The 1,551-nt window shown below is 63.8% G+C and carries 1 protein-coding gene; it reads left to right on the top strand.

The window, feature by feature from the left end:
• Window positions 1-914, top strand: a 914-nt coding sequence (locus AC1DY5_RS55110) for a Bug family tripartite tricarboxylate transporter substrate binding protein (RefSeq protein WP_478122611.1), incomplete at its 5' end; no start/stop codon positions are given.
• Window positions 915-1,551 lie beyond the last annotated feature (637 nt).

Below are 1,551 nucleotides of genomic sequence, written 5' to 3'. Positions count from 1 at the left end.
GGGCTCCGCCTGCTACCGCGCAGACTGGCTATCCGGAAAAGCCGATCCGGTTCATCTTGTCGGCTCCCGCGGGGGGCACTCTGGATGCAATCGGCCGCACCGTCGCCGAAAAGATGAGTGCCGCCTGGAAGCAGCCTGTGATTGTTGAATCGAAAGCTGGCGCTGCGGGGATGCTGGCCGCCGCCGCCGTGGCCAAGGCGCCACCTGACGGGTACACGGTCCTTCTGAGCCTCGCTTCCGTTGTACAGAATACGGTTGTGCGGCCTGCCGCGCCATACCGCTTGCAGGATCTCGTTCCGGTCTCCCTCGTCGCGACTATGCCGGTCGTGCTGGTGGTCAAGAACGGCAGCGCCGCGAAATCGCTGTCGGACTTGGTTCGCATGTCGAAGGAGCCACAGCAACGCGTCAGCGTCGCGTCCTGGGGCATCGGATCGACGGGGCACATCATCACTGAGGCCATTCGCCAAAAGTCCGGCGCAGACTGGGCCCACGTGGCGTACAAGGGCGAGGCGGAGCCGCTTTCGGACCTGCTGGGTGGGAGGGTGACCGCCGCCACCGGTTCACCCGGCTTTTACTTGAATCACCTGAAGGAGGTTCGCGTCCTGGCGGTGGGCGCCCCGGCTCGGCTCAAAAAGCTCCCGGAGGTTCCGACCTTTGCGGAGGTAGGTTATCCGCTTGCCAATCTGTCCGGCTGGGGCGGTTTCTTCGTACCGGCAGGCACCCCCGCCGCGATCATCTCAAAACTCTCCGCCGAGATTCAAAGAATCGTGGCATTGCCCGATGTGGCCGAGCGCATTCGATCTCTTGAGTACGAACCGGTTGGTAACAGCAGCGAGGCATTTGCCCGCTTTGTCGAAGAGGACGCGGCCCGCTGGACTGCCGTCGTCAAGAAGGGCAACATCGTCCTCGACTAGGGCAATGCGCGTAGAGCAATAGTCTCATCTGAGCGGTCAGCGTCCGCGGCAAGTCATCGCGAAGGATCCTGATGCGGTGGTGGCGGCCGCCAAGTCCCACCGCGTGGGCGCGATTCACGGCTAGGCCTAACGCAGCCTACGGTCTGCGCGGCGGATCCTGCCGATTGGGTCGGTTCGCCGGCGAGCGGCCCGGCTATAGGGACGCGGCCTGGCGGCACTAGCGCTTGACAAGCTGGCACGTCTGGGCCCGGAGCCTGCTTTGCGTTTCAGGCCAAGTCGCTCAGCTTTTGTGCGCGTCGAAGGTCGGCGGTATCGAAGCCACCAGCCAACCACAGACGCGAGCTCTTGCCTCGCGTCGGAGCTTCGCCCATGTTCTCGCCAAAAACTAGCAAGACTTGTCGTTGCGCGGAGTTCGACGGACCTTGCGCCCTGACGACGCGCGATGGAGATGGAATCCCTGAGACAGGTCTCAATCTCAACCGGTGCGGCGGTCCCTTCAAGGCGAAGCATTTCGGCCTTGAGCCGCGGGCGCACCGCGAAGCAGCAATTCGACTCGGCACGCCTACTCGCGCCGGGCTACGAGGTGTTCTGAATCGAGGGAAACCGACGGCCATGGGCCGACGTCACGGCGCAATAC

This window comes from Variovorax sp. P4_D9, assembly GCF_056401695.1.
The sequence above is the reverse complement of the archived record's forward strand: the minus strand, read 5'-3'. Positions and strand labels throughout refer to the sequence as shown.